This is a genomic window from Rothia sp. HMSC065C03, assembly GCF_001837295.1.
Taxonomy (GTDB): Bacteria; Actinomycetota; Actinomycetes; order Actinomycetales; family Micrococcaceae; genus Rothia.
Genome location: NZ_KV832000.1, coordinates 1 through 657, shown reverse-complemented (window position 1 = coordinate 657; position 657 = coordinate 1). Strand labels below are relative to the sequence as shown.

The 657-nt window shown below is 57.1% G+C and carries 1 protein-coding gene; it reads left to right on the top strand.

What is annotated here, in order from left to right; genetic code table 11:
• The coding region (locus HMPREF2605_RS09530) for a hypothetical protein (protein WP_168167591.1) at positions 1 to 657 on the top strand (657 nt) is incomplete at both ends.

The following is a 657-nucleotide window of genomic DNA, read 5'->3' as shown; positions in this document are numbered from 1 at the left end:
GTTGGAGGGTGAGCCTGGCGTGTACGGCTATCTCGTGCATGTGAACCGAGGCCGCAAGGAAAAGAACAACCCCCCGAGGGGCCGCTCACGGTACAAGCGTAAGGACGGCAAGGAACTCGTCTGGGATGACCCTCGCCTGGACGCACCCTACTGGCAGGAATGCGGTGACTACATGTACCCATACTTCACCGAGGAAGAAGCCCTCCTCGCATTCAAATTCGAGAAGCCCGGCGAATACAGCCGAATCTACAGGAAGGTATATCTTTACCGCCTGACCAAGCCCATCAATCTCGGCGATGTCCGGGTATGGCTCAACAGCGACCGCCCGCTCCGCAAAAAGGAGCACGGAGCCATTCTCTTGGATGCAGCCGGTACCGATACCTACGGCCGCCTATACGTATTCGATAAGTCACGGCAGGCGCTCCTTACCATGGCCGAACTCGACGAAATCGAGGAACAGGAAGCCTGGGACCGCCTCACGCCCGAAGAACAGCAGAAAATCAATGACGAGTACGAATACTACCAGGCCCTGGAAGAGAAGCGCCGCCAGATCAACAAGGAACGCTGCGACGCCATGGAGCCGATGTACACGGAGCGTTTCAACGTGGATGAGTACATGGCGTGGTTGCTGAAGATGGCTCAGTACCGTGTGGATGA